This is a genomic window from Frigoribacterium sp. UYMn621, assembly GCF_040549525.1.
GTDB lineage: Bacteria > Actinomycetota > Actinomycetes > Actinomycetales > Microbacteriaceae > Lacisediminihabitans.
The window spans coordinates 172939-192596 of the sequence record NZ_JBEPTM010000001.1 but is presented as its reverse complement, the minus strand read 5'-3'; the positions used below and the strand labels follow the sequence as shown (position 1 = coordinate 192596).

Annotated in this window: 16 protein-coding genes; 6 read left to right on the top strand and 10 right to left on the bottom strand. The window is 66.0% G+C overall.

All coding sequences use genetic code 11. From position 1 onward, the window contains the following. Positions 1-64 precede the first annotated feature (64 nt). The 7 genes from ABIB54_RS00975 to ABIB54_RS00945 form a co-directional block, all read right to left on the bottom strand. Positions 65-1822, bottom strand: a complete 1758-nt coding sequence (locus ABIB54_RS00975) for an ABC transporter ATP-binding protein (RefSeq protein WP_354573658.1) — start codon at positions 1820-1822, stop codon at positions 65-67. Further along, positions 1819-3306: an alpha-L-fucosidase gene (locus tag ABIB54_RS00970; protein WP_354573657.1), complete on the bottom strand. Its 1488-nt coding sequence runs from the start codon at positions 3304-3306 to the stop codon at positions 1819-1821. The genes ABIB54_RS00975 and ABIB54_RS00970 overlap by 4 nt, the downstream gene beginning before the upstream one ends. Further along, positions 3303-4253: a glycoside hydrolase family 113 gene (locus ABIB54_RS00965; RefSeq protein WP_354573656.1), complete on the bottom strand. Its 951-nt coding sequence runs from the start codon at positions 4251-4253 to the stop codon at positions 3303-3305. The genes ABIB54_RS00970 and ABIB54_RS00965 overlap by 4 nt, the downstream gene beginning before the upstream one ends. Next, complete coding sequence (locus ABIB54_RS00960; RefSeq protein WP_354573655.1) at positions 4250-6739, bottom strand: glycoside hydrolase family 2 protein; 2490 nt, start codon at positions 6737-6739, stop codon at positions 4250-4252. The genes ABIB54_RS00965 and ABIB54_RS00960 overlap by 4 nt, the downstream gene beginning before the upstream one ends. After that, positions 6736-7629, bottom strand: coding sequence for a carbohydrate ABC transporter permease (locus ABIB54_RS00955; RefSeq protein ID WP_502917028.1), 894 nt, complete (start codon positions 7627-7629; stop codon positions 6736-6738). The genes ABIB54_RS00960 and ABIB54_RS00955 overlap by 4 nt, the downstream gene beginning before the upstream one ends. Further along, the gene (locus ABIB54_RS00950; protein ID WP_354573654.1) at positions 7626-8588 is read right to left on the bottom strand and encodes a carbohydrate ABC transporter permease; all 963 of its coding nucleotides are present in this window, start codon (positions 8586-8588) and stop codon (positions 7626-7628) included. The genes ABIB54_RS00955 and ABIB54_RS00950 overlap by 4 nt, the downstream gene beginning before the upstream one ends. A 77-nt stretch (positions 8589-8665) precedes the next feature. Beyond that, positions 8666-9958, bottom strand: coding sequence for an ABC transporter substrate-binding protein (locus tag ABIB54_RS00945; protein WP_354573653.1), 1293 nt, complete (start codon positions 9956-9958; stop codon positions 8666-8668). 310 nt (positions 9959-10268) lie between these two features. Between ABIB54_RS00945 and ABIB54_RS00940 the strand changes: the two genes are divergently transcribed. The 6 genes from ABIB54_RS00940 to ABIB54_RS00915 are packed head-to-tail and all read left to right on the top strand — an operon-like array spanning position 10269 to position 16076. After that, positions 10269-11348: a LacI family DNA-binding transcriptional regulator gene (locus ABIB54_RS00940; protein WP_354573652.1), complete on the top strand. Its 1080-nt coding sequence runs from the start codon at positions 10269-10271 to the stop codon at positions 11346-11348. 35 nt (positions 11349-11383) lie between these two features. Further along, positions 11384-12184: a ThuA domain-containing protein gene (locus ABIB54_RS00935; protein WP_354573651.1), complete on the top strand. Its 801-nt coding sequence runs from the start codon at positions 11384-11386 to the stop codon at positions 12182-12184. Further along, on the top strand, positions 12181-13341 hold the full coding sequence (locus ABIB54_RS00930; protein ID WP_354573650.1) for a Gfo/Idh/MocA family protein: 1161 nt from the start codon (positions 12181-12183) through the stop codon (positions 13339-13341). The genes ABIB54_RS00935 and ABIB54_RS00930 overlap by 4 nt, the downstream gene beginning before the upstream one ends. Next, entirely contained in the window at positions 13338-14297 is a 960-nt protein-coding gene (locus tag ABIB54_RS00925; protein ID WP_354573649.1) for a glycoside hydrolase family 26 protein, read from the top strand. Before ABIB54_RS00930 ends, ABIB54_RS00925 begins: the two co-directional genes overlap by 4 nt. Positions 14298-14325: 28 nt before the next feature. Then, the gene (locus ABIB54_RS00920) at positions 14326-14748 is read left to right on the top strand and encodes a MarR family winged helix-turn-helix transcriptional regulator (RefSeq protein ID WP_354573648.1); all 423 of its coding nucleotides are present in this window, start codon (positions 14326-14328) and stop codon (positions 14746-14748) included. A gap of 5 nt (positions 14749-14753) precedes the next feature. Beyond that, positions 14754-16076 carry an MFS transporter gene (locus ABIB54_RS00915; protein WP_354573647.1) on the top strand — a complete coding sequence of 441 codons (1323 nt, stop codon included), beginning with the start codon at positions 14754-14756 and terminating at the stop codon, positions 16074-16076. Between the two features lie 47 nt (positions 16077-16123). On the opposite strand, the gene ABIB54_RS00910 is transcribed toward ABIB54_RS00915, so the two are convergent. Genes ABIB54_RS00910 through ABIB54_RS00900 form a run of 3 tightly spaced genes read right to left on the bottom strand, consistent with a single transcriptional unit; the run spans position 16124 to position 19574 of the window. Further along, positions 16124-16972, bottom strand: coding sequence for a transglutaminase family protein (locus ABIB54_RS00910; RefSeq protein WP_354573646.1), 849 nt, complete (start codon positions 16970-16972; stop codon positions 16124-16126). Then, entirely contained in the window at positions 16969-17898 is a 930-nt protein-coding gene (locus ABIB54_RS00905; RefSeq protein ID WP_354573645.1) for an alpha-E domain-containing protein, read from the bottom strand. The genes ABIB54_RS00910 and ABIB54_RS00905 overlap by 4 nt, the downstream gene beginning before the upstream one ends. Beyond that, positions 17892-19574 carry a circularly permuted type 2 ATP-grasp protein gene (locus ABIB54_RS00900; RefSeq protein ID WP_354573644.1) on the bottom strand — a complete coding sequence of 561 codons (1683 nt, stop codon included), beginning with the start codon at positions 19572-19574 and terminating at the stop codon, positions 17892-17894. Before ABIB54_RS00900 ends, ABIB54_RS00905 begins: the two co-directional genes overlap by 7 nt. Between the last annotated feature and the right edge of the window lie 84 nt (positions 19575-19658).

Sequence of the window (19658 nt, the reverse complement as noted above, 5' to 3'; positions counted from 1 at the left end):
CCTTGCAGCGAGCGATTCTCGGGTGCTCCAGTGTAGAGCGCAGGGTCACCCGGCGTGCGGAAACCTACGGGGACTGCGCCTCGACCAGTTGCCGATACCGGCCACCCAGTGCCAACAGTTCGTCGTGCGAGCCGACCTCGGCGATGTGGCCGTGGTCGAGCACCACGATGCGATCGGCCGATCGGATGGTCGACAGCCGATGCGCGACGATGAGGGTGGTCCGGCCCCCGATCAGCCGCTGCAGCGCCTGCTGCACGAGCCGCTCCGACTCGCCGTCGAGGGCGGAGGTCGCCTCATCCAGCAGCAGGATGCGCGGGTCACGGATGAGCGCACGCGCGATCGCGAAGCGTTGGCGTTGGCCGCCCGACAGTCGTGACCCGCGTTCCCCGACGATCGTGTCCCATCCCTCGGCCATGTCCGCCACGATCTCGGTGGCATTCGCGTCGGCGAGAGCCTGGCGCACCTCCTCGTCGCTGGCGCCCACCAGTCCGTGGGTGATGTTCTCGCGCACGGAGCCCTCGAAGAGCACCGATTCCTGGGGCACCACCGCCACGAAAGCGCGCAGGGTGCGCATGTCGATTTCGGCCATGTCACGGCCGTCGAAGAGGATGCGGCCCTCGGTCGGGCGCAAAAAGCCCAGTACGAGGTTCAGCAGCGTCGACTTGCCCGAACCGGACGGACCCACGAAGGCGATGGTCTCCCCCCGTCGGATGTGGAGATCGATGCCGGAGAGCACCGGTCGAACGCCGTCCGAATGCTCGAACCCCACGTTCTCCAGGCGGAGGTCCCCGTCGAGAGACGACACCGCCGCCTTGCCGTTGTTCGCCTCGACGTCCGGCTCCTCGAGCACCTCGCAGATGGACTTCACCGACTCGATCCCTCGTGTGATGATCGGGGCCAGCGACAACAGCGCGACGATACTGCCGGTGAGGATCGTGAAGTAGGTGCTGAGCAGCACCACCTCGCCCGGCGTGATCGGGATGAAACCGGTGAGGGAGGCGAGCGCGGCGCCGGTGAGGCACAGCACGCCGAGCGACTGGTACGAGATCCAGCTGAGGGCACCGAACGACCCGTTCAGCCTGTCGAGCTTCAGGCCGGCATCGCGCACGCCCTCCGCACTGCGACCGACGCGATCCGCGGCATCCGATTCGAGACCGTGTGCGCGGGTGATGGGCATCAGGGTCGACATCTCCCCGACGCGGGCCGAGAGGTGTTCGACCGTGTGGCGGAACTGCTCGTTCCGCGCGTTCGACCGGCGTCGCAACCCCCTCACGAGCAGCGCCGCGACCGGCACCGCGATGAAGAAGACGGGCACGAAGGCCGGCACCCGCAGGGCAGTGACCACGATCGCACCGGCGAGCACGAAGAACGCCGAGAACCCCGTCTGTGCGGTCTGCTGCATCATCAACTCGATGTTCTCGACATCCCGGATGATCTTGGTCTGGATGATCGACGAGCTCGCGCGGGCGTGGTAGCCGATCGTGAGCTCCTGCAACTGGTGGGTCAGGCTGTTGCGGATGTCCACGGCGAGCTGTCGAACGCTGCCCATGTAGAGCGTCACGAAGACGATATTGGTCGGGAAGTTCTGCACGAGGATCACCAGCGCAGCCCCCAGCAGCCAGAACAACTGTTGCGGGCGGCCGTGAGACACCACGATGTCGATCACCGAGGCGGTGATCACGGGAAGCACCCACTGCGGACTGTCCTTGACGCCGAAGACGAGCATCGACAGCAGGATGCGCAGCCGGAACGGCCGCAACCATCCGATGAGCGTGCGGCCCGGGCGTGTGGCATCCGCCCCGGGAAATCGAGGCGCGATCATGGGGAGCTGCTGAAGCGGATCTCGACCGCGACAGCCGCGGGAGACCTCTCCTGCGAGGGCAGGTGGATGACCAGCGCCTTCGATGACTGCTCAAATTCAAGCTCCGCGCCATCGGCCAACGACCGCACTCCGGCGACCGGCCGCGGATCATGAACATTTCCCCGGGCGAGAGAGCGCAGTTCGAGGTTCGAACGCGCTACCCCCAGGCACACGGCGAACAGCAGATCGCCTTTCGTGGTGAAGCGGAAGTCATGTTCGGTGTAGTCGAGGGTCGTTTCATTGAAGTGCCCCTCCCCGAGCGGGTTATCCACCTCGTGGACGTTCGTCGGCCCCTCTCCGAAGAGTGACCAGGGTCGAGTGTCGAAGATCGCCTCACCATTGACCGCGAGCCACTCGCCCACCGCGAGCAGGGCATCGCGCTGGTCCTCCGGCAGCGTGCCGTCAGGTCGCAGGCCAACGTTGAGCATGAGATTGCCGTTCTTGCTGACGATGTCGATGAGGGTCTGAATGACCTGCGTGGCCGTCATCCGCAACGGCTGGTCGCTGATGTAGAACCAGTCGTGGTTGAGGGTGGTGTCGCACTGCCAGACGAAGTCCTTGAGATCGGCGAACCGGCCCTTCTCGGTATCGCAGACCACCGCGTCGGTCGACGGCGGATTCTTAACCGTGATCACCGCGTCCGGGTTCGCCTCGTAGAACTCTGCCGCAATCTGCAGGCCGAAGTCACCGTGCGGCAGGGTATCCCAGTCGAAATAGAGCAGGTCTGGCTGGTAATCGCGCAGCATCTGCTGCACGCGTTTGGTCCACTGTTCTTTCCACCACTGCGGCTCCGGGTCGCTTTCGAGGCGCGGCGGCAGGTAGAGGTGTTGCGGGTCGTACCCTTCCCACCAGGTTCCTGCCCCATCCGCCGCGGTCAGCCTGCCATCGTAGGTGACTCCCGCGAGTGGGCCGGAGCTGTCTGCCAGGTGCGCGGGTGCCATCCATTGCCACGCCCGAGAGGCATGATCGGATGCACCAAGCCGCACGCCGCGCGCCTCGCAGGCGCGCTTCCACTCGCCAAGCACGTCACGCCGCGGCCCCAGGTTCACTGAGTTCCACGGCTGGAAGTGACTATCGAAGTTGTCGAAATTGTCGTGATAGAGAGCAACCGGGGTCACATACCGCGCGCCGACCGACGCGAACAGCTCGACAAGCTCCTCCGGATCCCAGTGCTCTGCAGTCCATTGCGGCAGGAAATCCTTGAATCCGAACACGCTCGGGTGCCCGTGCTCCCGTGCATGGAAGTCGTACACCTCCGCCCCTTCTGGATCCTCGTCTGCGTGTTGGAGATACATCTTCCGCCCGTACCAGGCGTGATGCTCCGTCGCAGAGTGAATGCCCCAGTGGAGGAAGATCCCGAATTTCGCGTCTCGAAACCAGTCCGGCACGGCATGTTGCTCGAGCGAAGCCCAACGCGCCTCGAACGTCTCCTTCGGCACAGTCACCCGCGCCGCAGCGCGTAGTGCTCGCGCACGATGTCTTCCGCCGGCTTGCCGTAGACGCAGTAGTCGTCGTCGTTCGCCGCGGCTTCGAGAGCATAGAGGCGGGGTGGCCAGTCCCAGAGCATGAAGCCCTGCACCCAGGGGCGCCTCGCGCAGGTGTCGAAGGCGTCCCGGTACCACTCGGCCTGCTCCGCACCCGAGACGGCGCCCTCGAGCGTCCAGTCGTTCGGCCGGGCGGCGGATCCGAGCCTGCTCGGGCATCCGGATTCCATGAAGAAGAACGGCTTCCCCGCGCGCTCCACGACGGGCGCGATGCGGTCGAGCTGGGCATCCCAATCGCCCAGCGGGTAGTAGCCACTCGACGAGATGATGTCGACGGCGTCCCACCAGGTGACCCTGTCTTCCTGGTACTTGTCGCAGTTGTAGGTGACGAGTCCGCCGTAGACGGCGCGCACCGCCGCGATGAGGGCACGCCATTCGGATTCCCTCTTATCGGTCTGCACCATCTCGCAGCCGACGCAGAGCATCTCGCAGCCCTCCTCTTCGGCGATGCGGGCGTAGTGCACCACGAACCGGGTGAAGGAGGCGAACCACTCGGCCCAGCTCGGCTCGCCCGGCACTTCCTCATCGAAGAAGCCGATGAAGGCACGCCAGGTGCCGTCGGCGACATTGACCACGGGCTTCAGGCAGACCTTGAGACCGCGGGCTTTCGACTCGCGGATGGCCCAGCGCACCTCGTCATCGGTGACCGTCGGCTCGTCACCGAAGCGGATGTCGGTGGACTGAGCCGTCGCCTGCAGCGCACCGAACGCGATCCCGACCCAGTTGACGTTGAGGTCGACCAGCTTGGACAGCGAGTCCTCCGCCTCGGGAGTCGCCCAGGTGCCACGCACACCGGTCCATCCCCAGGTCATGCCGCAGAACTGTTCCGCCTTCAGCTCTGCCGTCATGAGGTGGCTACGAGCTGGTTCGCACTGCGCAGCACCGTCGGCTGGGACCAGGCGGAATCCTCGATCCGGGCTTCGGATGTCACGGCCACGGTCACGCTCTCTCCGGGCAGCAGGGTGATCAGTTGGTCGTCCACGCGGGCGTCACCATCGAGCTTGTCGACGAGCAGCGCCAGGTCGCGCACGAGGTTCGCGGCGGTCACGGTGACCGCGTATCCACCCGCGACGGAGGTCGCGGCGACGGTGAGCTGCGGTGCCTCGAGACGGGAATCACGGTATTCGGCGAAGAACCAGAGGGCCCGTCGGTCACCGAGCGTCACCTCGAGCAGTTCGGCTGCCACGTCGCCGGGAGTCGTCACGCCGAGATCCACGTGAATCGTCGCTGTGGTGCGCGGCGGGGCGTCGACAGCGACGGCGGTCGAGGCGAGCTCTGTGCCGTCGAACTGCAGGCGGCGAACGACCGCGCTGCCCGACCAGGGCTCGTCGGTGTCGTTGGACGCGCTGGCGATGATCGCTTCGCCGCGGGGCTGGAAGCTGAGCATCCGGTCCTCGTACGCGTGCTTGATCGCGTAGAGCAATGGCTTCGGGCGACCATCCCCGTCGACGGCCGCCCACGAGGTCACGGGCCAGCAGTCGTTGAGCTGCCAGACGATAGAGCCCATACAGGTCGGCGCGAGGGAGCGGAAGTGCTCGATTCCGGTCTGCACCGCCACGGCCTGGTTGAGCGACATGGCCCAGTGCCAATCGTCGATGTCGTCGGGCAGCGGAAGGTGGGCGACCAGTCCATCGATGAGCTTGACGTTGCCGTCCTGTGCCTTCTGGTGAACCAGCATCCCGGGAGACTCCGGGGTCAGCGGGGAGTCCGAGAGCGACCGGGTCATCGTCGACCACGTCGGCGGTCCCTGCCAGCCGAACTCCCCGACGAAACGCGGATTGTGGTCACGGTAGTGGGGGTAGTCCTGCCGATTCCAGAGCTCCCAGAGGTGCACGGAGCCGTGTGCCGGGTCGTTCGGGTAGTGCTCGTCGGTCGGAGAGAACGGGCTGCTCGGCGTGTACGCGCGGGAGGGGTCCAGTTCGGCGAGCAGCGAGGGCAAGAGGTCGAGATAGTAGCCGAGCCCCCAGCTGCGATCGCCGAGCCGCTTCTCCCAGCCCCACTCCTGGTAACCCCAGATGTTCTCGTTGCTGCCGTTCCAGATCACCAGGCTCGGGTGGGGCATCAGTCGCACGATGTTGTCCCTCGCCTCGGCCTCGACCTCGGAACGCATCGGTTCCTCCTCGGAGTAGGCCGCGCAGGCGAACAGGAAGTCCTGCCAGGAGAGCATGCCCTGCTCGTCGCAGACGTCGTAGAAGTCGTCACTCTCGTAGATGCCGCCTCCCCAGACTCGCAGCAGGTTGATGTTCGCGCTCGCGGCCTGCAGGATGCGCTCCTCGTAGCGCGCGCGGTCCACCCGGTGCACGAAGGCATCGTCAGGGATCCAGTTGGCTCCCTTGATGTAGATCGGTCGATCGTTCACCAGGATCGTGAAGGGGGTGCCCGATTCATCGGGGGTCGTGTCGATGCGCACCGTGCGGAATCCGAGGCGGCCGTGCCACGAGTCGAGTTCCCCCTCGTCGTGCTCGAGCACGACGTCGAGGTCATAGAGCGGATGCTCACCATGGCCGATCGGCCACCAGCGCTCGGCATCCGGCACCACGATCCGGGCCTCGACGACGTTCTCTCCCGGCTCGAACCGGACCGTGGCGGACACGGTGCCCACACTCACGCGCGCGGAGCACGCTGACGCCGCGGCTCCGGCGATCTCCAGTCGAACTGTGGCGACACCGTCGGTTCCGTCCATCGAGACGGTGGGGCGCACCGAGTCGAGCCGGGCGTACGACCAGCTCTGCAGGGTGACCGCACGCCAGAGACCGACCGTCGCGGTGTCCGGTCCCCAGTCCCAGCCGAAGCTGCAGGCCATCTTGCGGATCGAGTTGTACGGGTGGTGGTTGACGTGCGGGCGGTAACCCTGCTCGAGGCTCTCGCGATCGGCATACCTCACGGGAGAGGCGAAGGTCACCGTGAGCTCGTTCTCCCCCTCGCGCAGCAGGGAGCGCACGTCCTCGCGGTAGGTGCGGTGCATGTTTCGCGTCTCTGCGATGACCGAACCGTTGAGCTCGACCCGGGCGACGGTGTCGATCCCCTCGAACACCAGCTCCGCATGATCGAAACCCTCGTCACTCCAGTCGAAGGTGGTGCGGTACTCCCAGTCGCAGGCTCCGATCCACGCCTGCAGCCGCTCGTGGTCGTCGAGGTAGGGGTCGGCGATGAGACCGGCCGCGAGCAGGTCGGTGTGGATGCTGCCGGGCACGGATGCCGCGACGGTCTGGCCCGCGATCTGCTCGGGCGCCGGACCCGCGACGACGCGCACGGTCCAGCCGTCATGAAGCTGCCGGGTGGCCTTCGATCCCGTGCCGGTGGTCGTCGCCACGCTCGTGGTGGTGCTGCTCATTTGGTTGCCCCCTGGGTGAACCCGTTGTAAATGAAACGTTGGAGTACGAGGAAGATGACGAGCGTCGGGATGATCACGAGCAAGGCCCCGGCCGAGATGATCTGCCACTGCGAGCCGTACGGCCCCTTGAAGGCGAACAGCGCCGTGGAGATCATCGCGTTCTCCTGCGACGGGGCGTAGAGGAACGCCTGGTAGAACTCGTTGTAGATGGCGATGCCCTTGATGATCACCACGGTGGCGATGGCCGGCTTCAGCAGCGGGAGGATGACGCGCCAGTAGATGGTGAACTTGTTTGCGCCGTCGAGCATGGCCGCCTCATCGACATCCTTAGGAATCGACTGCATGAACTGCACGAAGATGTAGATCGAAATGATGTCGGTGCCGAGATTCAGCGCGATCAGTGACCACAGGCTGTCGTACAGGCCGAGACCGTTGACGATCTGGAACGTCGCGACCTGGGTCGTGACGCTCGGAACGAGAGTCGCGACCAGGAAGAGCCCGATCACCACCTTCTTGAAGCGGAACTCGAAGCGGTCCACGGCGTAGGCCGTCATGGACCCGATCACGATCGTGCCGAACAGGGAGACGATGAGCACGAAGGTCGTGTTCCGGAAGCCGACCGCCATGTTGCCGTCGGTGAAGGCCGTGACGAAGTTGCTGAAATTGAACCAGTCCTTCGGCAGCTGCAGGGGGCCGGTCGTGGCGAATTCCCTCTTGGTTTTGAAGGCGGTGATCACCAACACGACAAGGGGGAGCAGGGTGATCGCGCTCGCCACGGTGAGGATGACGTATTTCGATACCGCCCCGCCCACCATTCCGGCGTGCCCCTGCCGTGACCGGGGAGGCGCTTCTGCCCGCCCTCGGGCGTCGGTGCGTGTAGTTGTCGTCATGTGAGGTTCACCTCGTCGTCAGGAACCAGTTTTCGTTGGATGTAGGTCACGATCAGCACGATGATCAGCAGCACGACGGCCATGGCGGAGGCGAGTCCCACCTGGCGGTAGGTGAAGGCCTGCTGGATGGTCTTGATCACGAAGGTACTGCTGCCGTTCGTGCCCCCGGTGATGATGAACGGGATCTCGAACACTGAGAGGCTGCCCGAGATCGCAAGGATGAAGGAGAGGCTGATGATGCGTTTGATGCCGGGAAGGATGATGAACCGGAACTGCTGAACCTTGTTCGCACCGTCCAGGTCGGCGGCCTCGTAGAGCGACGCCGGGATGGATTGGATCGCCCCGAGGAACAGGATGAAGCTGAGGCCGGTGTACCGCCAGATCGACGTCGATGCGAGCGAGATGTTCACCACGTCGGGATTACCGAGCCACTGCACGGTGAGCTGCTGCAGGCCGACGATCTTGAGCACGCTGTCGAGGGTGCCGTTCGGCTGGAAGAAGTACAGGAACATCAGGCCGATGGCTACGCCGTTGAGCAGCGTCGGGAAGAACAGGATGCCCTTGAACAGGTTGCGGAACCGCGTGCTGAAACTCAGCACGGTCGCGAAGTAGAGAGCGAATCCCATCTGCAGGAAGGACGCCACGATGTAGTAGAGGCTGACGACGAAGACCCGGAGGAATTCCGGCTTCGTGAAGATGTCGATGTAGTTCTGGAATCCGATGAAGTTCTTGGTGAGGTCGATGCCATCCCAGTCCGTGACGCTGTACCAGAACAGGTTCACCGCAGGGACGTAGGTGAACACGAGCAGGAACGCGAGGGGGACGAGGAGGAAGAGGTAGGGGGTGCTCCTGCGCTGTCGCACGCCCTTGCGGGGTGGAGTGGTCTTCTTCTCCACCGCCTCAAGAGGGGCGACGGCAGTGGGGAGGACTCCCCCGGTAGTGCCAGTCACTGGTGACATCGTGCCTGTCCTTCCGGGGGAATCCCCCACAACTGCTCTGTTGGTCGGTCGAATTCTTTACTGCGGGCGGTCGGTCGTTACGACTTCACGCTAGCGAGGGCATCCGCCCACTGCTTGTTGAGGTCCGAGAAATAGGACTTCATATCCCCCGGGGCGGCACCGCGGGCGATATCGACCAGCTTCTGGCGGTAGAGCATGCCGAACAGGTCGATCTGCGCCTTGTTGTAGATGTCAGAGTCGAGGGTCGGATTCTTGGCCGCGTTGAGCTCGACGTACTGCACGTCGGCATCGGTGAAGTCCTGCAGCGTGGCGGGGTTCTTCGACCCGACCAACGGCGAGAGCGCTCCGGAGTCCGCTGCGAAGGTTGACTTGGTGGTGAACCAGTCGACCCAGGCCCGGGCGGCCGGCTTGTTCTTGGAGTTCACGTTCACCGCGAGGTTGACGTCACCGCCGATGTTCGAATGGAACTTGCCATCGGTCTGGAACGGCATCGGCATGAATCCGATGTCGGCCGGGTCGGCTCCGGCGTCCTTGGCAGCCTGCTGGAACTGCACGATCGCCCAGGAGCCGAGAACGGCGGTCGCAGCCTTTCCGGTCGCGAGCAAGCCCTTTGAGCCCTCCCACGCTGTCGTGGTCGGGTCGGCTTCGCTCAGCCCATCGTGCACGACGTTGTAGAGCAGCGCGTCGGTGGTGTACTGCTCGGTGCCGGGAGTCCAGGGCGCCTTGTCCTTGTCGCGGTCGGCCACGACATTCGCGTTGCCAGAGAAGCCCTGCTGGCCCTGCCAGCTGCTCAGCGGCCAGCCGTCCTTGTAGTTGGTGTAGTACGGAATCGCGTCTGTCTTGCTCTTGATCAGCTTGAGGTCGGCGATGAACTCGTCCGGGGTCTTCGGCAGGCTGGTGACGCCGGCCTCTTTCCAGATCCGCTTGTTGTAGAGGATTCCGTTCGCGTTGCCGAAGGTCGGAAGACCGTACTGCTTGCCCTTGTACGACTTGTCATTGAGGAACCGGTACGTGTCCTTCAGCTTCGCCGTGTCTCCGAGCGGCTCGAAGAACTGCGGAAGCTGGTTGGGGGTGACCGATGACGGGATGCCGAGCACGTCGCCGTAGTTCTTGGTGCTGAGGCGCGTGGTCACCTGGCCCTCGTAGTCGGTGATGCCCTGCACCTTGACGGTGACCTTGGGATAGATCTTCTCGAATGCCGCGGTGTAACCGGCGTAGGTCTTGTCTTTGATGAGGTCGGTGCGGTTGGTGAGAACCGTGATCTCGCCGGACGGAGTTCCGTCGGTCGATCCACCGCCCCCGGTCGAGCATCCCGCGAGCAGTAGGGCGGATGCCGCCACTGCCGCGATCACGATGTGCTTCTTTGCCATCTCTTGGTCTCCAGATCTATGTCGCCCTTGACGAGACAGCGTCATCGCCAAGTTGAGCTGCGGGTTTGTGGTGCACGCCGTCCTCGATGACGCTAAGCCAGTAATCGCCGGTCGTCAATACTCAATGTCAGCGTTGACATGAATTGTGTCCCGACTCGTGTTGGGGCGTCGAGGCGCGCTTTCCGGCCTAAATTACGGAATTCCCGGGCCCCCGCGTGGATCAAATCGGCCGGGGGAAGTCGTTCGGCTCGTAGAAGTGTCCACGCTGTCATCTTGCGGTGCCGCCGCCGGGCGGTGTTACTGTTGCTGCATGATCGACCCGTTGGTGAGCAGTGCGGCTGAGGCGGTGCCCGACGCCACCGCTCGGCCGATCCCGACAGCGCAGGCCCAGTCCCGCGCCACCCTCGCCGATGTCGGCCGGCTCGCGGGCGTGAGCCCGAAGACCGTCTCGCGGGTGGTGCTCGGCAGCAGCAACGTGACCCAGGAGACCCGGGAGAAGGTGCTGGCGGCGGCACGCGCCCTGCGCTTCCGGCCGAATCACCTCGCCAGAAACCTGCGCCACGGCAGCGTGACCAACACCGTCGCATTCGTGATCGGTGACCTCACGAACCCGTTCTACTTTCTCGTCGCCGCCGGCATCGAACGAGAGCTCGCCCAACACGGACTCATGATGATCCTCGCCGCGACCGACGATGATCCGGCCAGCGAAGAGCGCGTGGTGGAGACCCTGCTCAAGCAGCGGGTGCGGGCTCTGCTCATGGTGCCGATCGCCTCCGACCAGGCCTACCTCGAAGGGGAGAGGCAGCTCGGCACCCCCGTGGTCTGCATCGACCGGCCGGCCCACAATCTCATTGCCGACTCCGTGGTGCTCGAGAACTTCGAGGGCACCGCCGAGGCGGTGCGCGGGCTCATCCGCGCCGGCCACCGGCGCATCGCGTTCGTCTGCAGCCCCGCATCCCTCTATACCCACCAGGAGCGGCTGAGGGGATACCGGCAGGCGCTTCGCGAAGCGGGAATCCTCGATCCATCCCCCTGGGAACGGCTGGAGGATGCCGACGGGCCGACCGCCGAGGACTCGGTTCGTGACCTGCTCGCGATGTCCGAGCCGCCCACCGCGATCGTCGCCGGCAACAACCGTGCCAGCTCTGGGGTGGTCCGTGCGCTCGGTAACCAGTTCGAGAAGGTCGCCTTCATCGGCTTCGACGACTTCGAGCTCGCGGATGCCGCGGGCATCAGCGTCATCGCCTACGACCCCGCCGAACTCGGGCGCCAGGCCGCTCGTCTCGTCGTCGCCCGCCTCGACGACCCGATCGGTCCGCCTCAGCAGATCGAGATCCCTACGCGGCTCATCCAGCGTGGATCGGGCGAACTCGTCGTTCCGCTCGACTGACAGCATCCCGTCACCGCCGAAAGGACCGTTCACGCATGCCCGTCTACCGCGAAGCCGCACCGCTCTCCGTGCTCGTCTGGGGTGAGAATCGTCATGAGCAGACCGAACCCTCGGTCGCCCTGCGCTATCCGAACGGCATGCACGGGGCCATCCGGGAGGGGATCGAAGAGAACCTCGGCGAGCGCGCTTTCGTCACGACGGTCACCCTCGACGACCCGGAGCACGGCCTGACCGAGGAGCGGCTCGCCGCCACCGACGTGTTGGTGTGGTGGGGACACGCGGCGCACGGCGAGGTCGCCGACGAGATCGTCGAGCGCGTCCATCGGCACGTCCTCGCCGGACTCGGCCTGGTGGTGCTGCACTCCGGTCACTTCTCGAAGATCTTCCAGAAGCTCATGGGCACCTCGTGCTCGCTCCGGTGGCGGGGAGAGATCGACCGGGAGCTGGTGTGGACCGTCGACCCGACGCATCCGATCTCCCAGGGCGTGCCGCACCCGCTCATCATCGAGCAGCAGGAGATGTACGGGGAGTTCTTCGACATCCCCGCTCCCGACGAACTGGTCTTCATCTCGTCCTTCAGCGGCGGCGAGGTGTTCCGCAGCGGATGCACGTGGAAACGCGGCCACGGAAAGATCTTCTTCTTCAGCCCCGGTGACCAGGAATACCCCGTGTACTTCCACGAGGACGTGCGTCGGGTGATCGCCAACGGCGTCGAATGGGCGCGCACCGACAGGCCGGATCGCACACCGCCCCGGCTCAGCCGCGTCTACAGCGGTGAGTTCTTCCCGGAGTACGGTGCCGACGGCAACGCGATCAAGGGATCGGTGGCGACGTGAGGGCCTTCGCCACCCTCGCCGATGCACTCGAGCCGGTGCGCATCATCCAGGTCGGAGCCGGCGGAATGGGCCGAGTCTGGCTGCAGCTGCTGATCGATACGCCGGATGTCGACCTGGTCGGACTCGTCGACCTCGATACCGAGGCCGCACGTCGTGCCTTAGCCGAGCTCGGTCGGCCGGATGTCGCGGTGGCGGCCAGCCTGTCGGAGATCGCCGGGTCGACCCGCGCGCAGGCCGTCGTCAATGTGACCGTGCCGGTCGCTCACCACCCGGTGAACATCGAGGCGATGTTCGCCGGACTGCCCGTGCTGTGCGAGAAGCCGATCGCCCCGACGGTGAGCCAGGCGCTCTCCCTCGCCGCGGCATCCGAGGTCTCGGGTCAACTGCTGATGACGAGCCAGTCCCGGCGCTACTATCCCGTGCTCGCGGAGTTCAAGGACTCGCTGGCGACGCTCGGCGACGTGGGCATCGCGACCACGGAATTCTTCAGGGCGCCGCATTTCGGCGGATTCCGCGATTCGATGGATCACCCCCTGCTCGTCGACATGTCGATCCATGCCTTCGATGTCGCCCGCTACCTGCTGGATGCCGATCCGGTCTCCGTCTATTGCGACAGCTACAACCCCGCCTGGAGCTGGTACTCCGGGGATGCCGCGACGACCGCGATCTTCGAGTTCGAGGGAGGCGTGAGGTACAGCTTCGTCGGCAGCTGGTGCAGCCCGGGACTCGAAACCTCGTGGAACGGCTCGTGGCGAGTGAGCGGGTCACGGGGTTCCGCGACCTGGGACGGCGAAACGAGTCTGACCGTGGAAGGCGACACTTCGGAAGACAGTCCTCACCTCGCGGAGGCTCGCCGCGGCCTCGAGACCATCGCCGGATCCCTCGCCGAGTTCATCGATTCGATCCGCACCGGTCGGCTGCCGTCGGGCGAAGTGCATTCCAACATCCTCAGCCTGGCGATGGTGGAGGCCTCGGTGCTCTCGGCCCAGCGGGGCGAACGCGTCTTCCTCGATGCGCTCCTCGAAGACGCCTACCGCGACGCGATGGGTGCGGAGAGGCGAGCGGATGTCTTGGCGGCGCTCGTCGGCTGGGGCTCCGCCCGGGGCGGCCTCTCCGCGGTGTCGGAGGCCGTGCTCGATCGGCAGGACGCGGAATGACGATCCCTCCGGTCAATCCGAACGCGTCGCCGGCCGCCCGGCGGTTGCTCGAGCGGATCTCCGCGGTCGGCGGCAATCGCATCCTGAGCGGGCAGCACAACACTCCCCGGGAGCTCTCGTTCTACAGCGACCAGGCGCACGAGATCACCGGCTCGTATCCGGCCATCTGGGGCCAGGACTTCGGTTTCTCCGAAGACGGCGACATGGACGGTGTCAACTTCCGCCAGGCCGTGATCGACGAGGCGAAGAAGCAGCACGCCTCTGGATCGATCATCACGCTGATGTGGCACGCGGTGCGTCCGACCGAGGAGGAACCTGTCACGTTCCTCGACAGCATCTGCAACGGAATGCTCGACGCGTCCGACTGGGATGATCTGCTGCGGGAGGGCACAGAGGTGCACGACCGCTGGGTCCGCCAGGTGGACGTCATCGCGGAATTCCTCGCCCAGTTGCGGGACGCGAACGTGCCGGTGCTCTGGCGTCCGTACCACGAGCTCAACGGCGACTGGTTCTGGTGGGGAGGCCGCCCGGGTCCGCGGGGGTACGCGGCGCTGTACCGGCAGCTCTACGAGCGCTTCGTCTCGGTGCATCACCTGGACAACCTGGTCTGGGTGTGGAACACCAATGCTCCGCGCGGCGATGCGGCGCCCTACGCGGGGTTCTATCCGGGACACGATGTCGTCGACATCCTCGCCGCCGATGTGTACGCGAACGACTATCGCCAGTCCCATCACGACGAGTTGCTGGATCTCGCGGCGGGGCGGCCGATAGCCCTCGGCGAGGTCGGCGTGCTTCCCACCCCCGAAATCCTGGACAGCCAGCCCCGGTGGGCGTGGTTCATGACCTGGACGACCTTTCTCACCCAGGAGAACGACCCGGAGGCGGTGCGGCGACTCTTCGCCGACCCGCGGATGCTGCACCGGCCCGCCGACCACCTCGAGCCGCCCACTACTTAGCATGGCTAATAAGCTATGCTAAGTAAATATGCCTGACGAAACCAGCGACGACCAAGACCTCCGGCTCGCCATCCAGCGACTCGCCCGCCGCATCCGTTCCATGCAGGCCGACGACGAGGTGACCGAGGGCCAGCGTGCGGTGCTGTTCGCGCTGGCAAAGTCCGGAACGCAGAGCCTCGGCTCGCTGAGCGAGCACGAGCGCGTCACGCCCCCGAGCATGAATCGCACCATCAATGCGCTGGTCGAGCTCGGCCTGGTGACGCGGCAAACGGCACCGGATGACGCGCGCAAGGTGTGCCTGGACCTCTCGCCGGCCGGGGAGGCCTTCGTCAGCGAGACCCGGCGGCGCCGGGACGCCTGGTTCACGACCCGGCTCGATGCCCTGCCCTCCGAAGAGCGGCGAATGTTGAGGCAGGTCGCCCCGATCCTGCGGGACCTGGCCGACAAGTGAGCGCGATGTTCCGCTCGCTGAGCGGCTTCAATTACCGCGTCTGGGCGGCCGGTGCGCTGGTCTCCAATGTGGGCACCTGGATGCAGCGCACGGCCCAGGACTGGATCGTGCTGACCCAGCTCACCGATCACGATGCGGCCGCGGTGGGATTCGTGATGGCCCTGCAGTTCGGACCCCAGCTGCTGCTGCTGCCGCTCACCGGACTCGTTGCCGACCGCTTCGACCAGCGCAAGATCCTCATGGTCACCCAGGCGGCCGGAGGAGTGCTGGGGCTCGGGCTCGGCATCCTCACCGTCACCGGCGCGGTGCAGCTCTGGCACGTCTACGTCTTCGCTGCGCTCCTCGGCATCGTCGCGGCATTCGACGCTCCGGCGCGGCAGACCTTCGTCTCCCAGCTGGTCGGCGGAGCCAACCTCTCGAACGCCGTCGCACTCAACTCGGCATCCTTCAGTGCGGCGCGGATGATCGGACCCGCCGTCGCTGGACTGCTCACCGCGGCAGTCGGCGCGGGCTGGGTCTTCCTGATCAACGGCGCGTCCTTCGGCGCGGTGCTGTTCTCTTTGTTGTTCCTGAGGGTCGGCGAACTTCAGCGCTCGGCCCGGGCGTCGTCGAAGAAGGGGAACCTGCTCGAGGGCTTCCGCTACGTGCGGTCCCGGCCCGACATCATGGTGATCCTGGTGATGGTCTTCCTCATCGGCACCTTCGGGCTCAACTTCCCCATCTTCATCTCGACCATGGCGACGACCGTCTTCCACAAGGGGGCCGCGGAATTCGGGGTGCTCTCCTCGGTGATGGCAATCGGATCCGTGGTCGGCGCGCTGCTCTCGGCGCGCCGGGACAAGCCACGGCTGCGCTTCCTGTTCGCGGCATCCGCCGTGTTCGGCGGTGCGGCGACCGTCGCCGCCCTGATGCCGACCTACTGGGGATTCGCCGTCGCCCTCGCCGCCGTCGGTCTCGCCGCGCAGACCATGATGACGACCGCCAACGGGGCGGTGCAGCTCTCCACCCCGGAACGCCTGCGCGGCAGGGTCATGGCCATCTACATGGCGATCTTCATGGGCGGCACCCCGATCGGCGCCCCGATCGTCGGCTGGGTCGCGAACGAATTCGGGCCGCGCTGGGCGCTCGGCGTCGGTGCGGCATCCGGAATCGCGGCAACGCTCGTCGGCCTGTTGTGGCTCGTGAAGTATCGCCACCTGCGCATGCACTACGCGGACAGGCGCCTGAGCCTCTCCCATGACGGACGCCGCCGCGCCGCAGACCTCGTCGCGGAGGATCTCGCAGCGACAGAGATCGTCACCGCCGAGGTCACCTCTCAGAAGGGCTGACGCCGCCTCCGAGTGGTCTCGGCCGGCCGCCACAGCCGAGGCACGGATCAGCTCTCGCGGGTGATCTCGACCTTCACGAACAGCACGGACTTGAACGGGCCGGCATAGACGCCGCGCAACGGGGGCACGTCGTTGTAGTCGCGACCACGGCCGACGGTCACGTGACGGTCCCCGATATCGATCTGGTTGGTGGGGTCGAATCCTCGCCACTCGTCACCGCAGAACCACTCGACCCAGGCATGGGATTCCCCCGCGACTGTCTCGCCGATCGCGGCGTTGGGCTTCGGATGCAAGTAGCCGGAGACGTAGCGGGCCGGAATGCCGACCGCCCGGAGCGCGCCGAGTGCGAGGTGCGCGATGTCCTGGCAGACCCCCTTGCGATGGGCCCACGCCTCGGTGGCAGTCGTGTGTACGCCGGTGACACCCTGCATGTACTCGACGCTCTCGCCGATCTTCACGCAGATCGCGAGGGCCGCGGCACACGGATCATCGGTGCCGTCGGCGATCTCCTTCGCGATGGCGACCACATCGGCCGGCGGATCGGTGCGCTTGGTCTGCTTGCGCTGCTCCACGTACTCCGTGGCGCGTTCCGCGGCCTCGGCGAGATCTGCCCACGTGAGCGAATGCTCGGAATGATCGCGTGGCCGCACCTCGACGAGGCTCGTGGCCGTCAGCGAAAGCTCCTTGTGCGGGGTGAGGATCTCGAACGACGAGACCCGGCTGCCCCAGTAATCCACATAGCCGTGGTGCGAGGAAAGCGGCAGGATCTCGAGGTTGGAGTAGAGCACCAACTGGCCGTCGCCACTGGTGGGAAGCATCCGCGCCTCGTTGTAGCTCGCGGTGACCTCGCCGCCGTAGTGGAACCCGGTCATGTGCTTGATGCGAAGCCGGTTCACGTATTCTCACCGACCCAGCTCGGCGCGGCGTTCGTGGGGAAGTAGCGCTGGCGGATCGCCTCAGAGGCCGCACTCGTCGCGGCCTGCACGTTGTCCATGTGCAGGGTGAGATCCTCGAGGATCTCGGCGATGGGACGGTACTCGAGCTCGCTGCGAATCTGTCCGAGCAGGCGCTGTGCCTGGTCGGAGACTCCCACTCGGTCGTTGCGCGGCTCGATGTCACGCATGCACATCTCCGCTCGGCGCACCGAGAAGAGGATGCTGCGGGGGAACAGCCGGTCGAGCAGCAGGAACTCGGCCGCATTGCGCGCGCTCGGAACCCCGCGGTAGGTGCGCAGGTAGGCCTCGTAGGCGCCGCAGGATCGCAGGATGGTGGTCCACGACGGTCCGCTCGCCTCGGTGAGACTGCGGGTGGCCAGCAGTCGGGCGGTCATGTCGGCGCGCTCGATCGAGCGGCCGAGGGTGAAGAACTGCCAGGCCTCGTCGCGGCTCGTCGCCGACTCGATGATGCCGACGGCGAGCGCCGAACGCTCTCGGACCCAACCGAAGAACTCGTGCACCTTGTCGGTGGCGATCTTGCGCGGCATCCGGGCACGGGTCGTGTTGAGGCACTCCCACAGCTCGCTCGACACGATCTCGCGGGCGCGGCGGGCGTTCTCCCGCGCCGCGCCGAGCGAATAGGCGATGGATGCCGGCTCCGAGCGGTCAACCGCAAGGATCTCGAGCACGCTCTGCCGGGTGAGCACCCGGTCCTCCGGCACGTCACTCCCCATCACGCTGAGGAGGGACCGGCAGGCCAGGTCCTCCTCGATCCACGGGTCTTCGAGAAGCAGTTGGAGGTGCACGTCGAGGATTCGCGCGGTGCCGTCGGAGCGCTCGATGTAGCGCCCGATCCAGAACAGGCTCTCGGCGATGCGGCTCAGCATTGCGATTCCCCCTTCTGACGTGTCTCGACACGCTCGCGGGCGCTCGCTACTCGACCAGCAGTCTGCTGCTGCTGCTCCTGCTGGCCCTGCCCGAGCGTGCGGTCGCGGGGCGCCTGGTCGATGTGGTGCACCTCGGAGTTGATGATCGGGATCGCCTCCGTGGAGGTCGCCTGGTCGGCGACGAGGCCCTGGATCGAGTGCCGCGAGACCTGCAGCGGCACTTCGCCGACGACCCAGGTGTCTTTCGATCCGCCGCCCTGCGAGGAGTTCACGACGAGCTCGCCCTCGGGAAGCGCGACCCTGGTGAGGCCACCGGGAAGCACCCAGACGTCCTTGCCGTCGTTCACCGCGAACGGACGAAGGTCGGCGTGCCGCGGTCGCATGCCGTCCTCGACGAGCGTGGGGATCGTGGAGAGTTGCACCACCGGCTGCGCGATCCAGCCGCGCGGATCGGCGAGCAGCGTCTTGCGCAGCTTCTCGAGCTCGGCGGGGCTGGCGGCCGGGCCGACGACGAGACCCTTGCCGCCCGATCCGTCCACCGGCTTGACGACGAGCTCGTCCAGGCGGTCGAGCACCTCCTCGAGGGAGGCCGGATCCTCGAGGCGCCAGGTATCGACGTTGGGGATGATCGCCTCCTCGCTCAGGTAGTACCTGATGAGCTCCGGCAGGTAGGTGTACACCAGCTTGTCGTCGGCGACCCCGTTGCCGATGGCGTTGGCAATGGTCACGTTGCCGAGTCGGGCGGCGAGCAGCAGGCCGGGGCTCCCGAGCATCGAGTCGGCGCGAAACTGCAGCGGATCGAGGAACTCGTCGTCGACCCGGCGGTAGATCACATCGACCCGGGTGGGACCGGATGTCGTGCGCATCCACACGCGACCGCCCGAGCAGAACAGGTCGCGGCCCTCCACCAGCTCGACGCCCATCAGGCGGGCGAGCAGGGTGTGCTCGAAGTAGGCGGAGTTGTAGACACCGGGGGTGAGCACCACGATGGTGGGGTCGTCCACGCCCTCGGGCGCGCTCGCGCGCAGAGCCTGCAGCAGCTTGTGCGGATAGTCCCCGACGGGTCGCACGCGCATGGAGACGAACAGCTCCGGCAGCGTCTGAGCCATGACCCGGCGGTTCGAGATCACGTAGCTCACGCCGGAGGGCACGCGCACGTTGTCCTCGAGCACGCGCCATCCACCCTGCTCGTCGCGGATGAGATCGATGCCGGACACCTGGATCCGCACGCCGTTGGCCGGGTGGATGCCCGCGGCCTCGCGGTGGAAGTGACTCGAGGAGCTGATCAGTGAGGCGGGGATCACCCCGTCTTTCACGGCGTTCTGGGCGCCGTAGATGTCGGCGAGGAAGGCCTCGAGAGCGAGCACGCGCTGCTTGATGCCCGCTTCGACCGTGACCCACTCGGCGAGCTCGATCACCCGCGGAACGGCATCCAGCGGAAAGGGGCGTTCCTCCCCGGCGAAGTCGAAGGTGACGCCCTGGGCGAGGTAGGAGCTGGCGAGGGCGTCGGTGCGGCCGCGCAACTCATCCTGGGTCATCTGCGCGAGCGCCGAATGGATCTCTCGATAGGCCGTGCGCACCGTTGACGGCTCGTCGAACATCTCATCCCACGGCGTCGCTCCGGTCTTGCGACCCTTCACCGCCTGGGTGCCGTATCCCTCGAACAGGCCATCCATGGCTTTACCTTAGGCCTCGCATGTTGCGGCGTTGTTTCCGCACGCCGCACCCTTCGTTTCGGCGTTCAGACGCTTCATGGTCAA

Excerpts from the sequence above, each read along its gene's own strand:
- ABIB54_RS00920 (WP_354573648.1), top strand. The coding sequence starts at position 14,326 with ATGCCTGACGAAACCAGCGACGACCAAGACCTCCGGCTCGCCATCCAG.
- ABIB54_RS00900 (WP_354573644.1), bottom strand. The coding sequence starts at position 19,574 with ATGGATGGCCTGTTCGAGGGATACGGCACCCAGGCGGTGAAGGGTCGC.
- ABIB54_RS00940 (WP_354573652.1), top strand. The coding sequence starts at position 10,269 with ATGATCGACCCGTTGGTGAGCAGTGCGGCTGAGGCGGTGCCCGACGCC.
- ABIB54_RS00905 (WP_354573645.1), bottom strand. The coding sequence starts at position 17,898 with ATGCTGAGCCGCATCGCCGAGAGCCTGTTCTGGATCGGGCGCTACATC.
- ABIB54_RS00950 (WP_354573654.1), bottom strand. The coding sequence starts at position 8,588 with ATGTCACCAGTGACTGGCACTACCGGGGGAGTCCTCCCCACTGCCGTC.
- ABIB54_RS00925 (WP_354573649.1), top strand. The coding sequence starts at position 13,338 with ATGACGATCCCTCCGGTCAATCCGAACGCGTCGCCGGCCGCCCGGCGG.
- ABIB54_RS00965 (WP_354573656.1), bottom strand. The coding sequence starts at position 4,253 with ATGACGGCAGAGCTGAAGGCGGAACAGTTCTGCGGCATGACCTGGGGA.
- ABIB54_RS00975 (WP_354573658.1), bottom strand. The coding sequence starts at position 1,822 with ATGATCGCGCCTCGATTTCCCGGGGCGGATGCCACACGCCCGGGCCGC.
- ABIB54_RS00955 (WP_502917028.1), bottom strand. The coding sequence starts at position 7,629 with ATGACGACAACTACACGCACCGACGCCCGAGGGCGGGCAGAAGCGCCT.
- ABIB54_RS00915 (WP_354573647.1), top strand. The coding sequence starts at position 14,754 with ATGTTCCGCTCGCTGAGCGGCTTCAATTACCGCGTCTGGGCGGCCGGT.
- ABIB54_RS00935 (WP_354573651.1), top strand. The coding sequence starts at position 11,384 with ATGCCCGTCTACCGCGAAGCCGCACCGCTCTCCGTGCTCGTCTGGGGT.
- ABIB54_RS00960 (WP_354573655.1), bottom strand. The coding sequence starts at position 6,739 with ATGAGCAGCACCACCACGAGCGTGGCGACGACCACCGGCACGGGATCG.
- ABIB54_RS00945 (WP_354573653.1), bottom strand. The coding sequence starts at position 9,958 with ATGGCAAAGAAGCACATCGTGATCGCGGCAGTGGCGGCATCCGCCCTA.